A 383-nucleotide genomic window follows, 5' to 3' on the forward strand; every position below is an offset into this window, starting at 1 on the left:
TAGTACGGAGGGTACTGTGGCAAAGTGCCAGTGCCAGTGCATCAGCTGCGTCACTACTATCAAAATCAGCGCGTGGGAGAAGAGTTTTGACCATCATATGGATTTGTTATTTTGCGCCATAGCCCTAACCAATAACGGATTTTTTGATGGTGTTTGGGGCATATTCAGAAACTGGAAGACCTGCTTGAGATGGTACAAGAAGTGCAATGGCACGTGCTTGGCCAAGTTTTAAAGTGGCGGTGGGCTCTTTTTTGTTCAAAAAAATTTACAAAACATCCCCTTAGGGGGTAAAAAACTGGGACAACTAAATCAACGTCTGTTGGAGTTGTGACCGACCGGAAGAAAGCGAGCATTTCTCTTTTTAGCGCGGGGAGGCTCGGCGG

The 383-nt window shown here is 46.5% G+C and carries 1 pseudogene; it reads right to left on the reverse strand.

Features of this window, described 5'->3' with window-relative positions:
• Window positions 1-265, reverse strand: a pseudogene (locus tag J7R05_RS09020) (crossover junction endodeoxyribonuclease RuvC); the annotation flags it as partial.
• Window positions 266-383: the final 118 nt, after the last annotated feature.

Origin of the sequence: Bartonella capreoli, assembly GCF_902813205.1 — a bacterium.
Lineage (GTDB): Bacteria > Pseudomonadota > Alphaproteobacteria > Rhizobiales > Rhizobiaceae > Bartonella > Bartonella schoenbuchensis.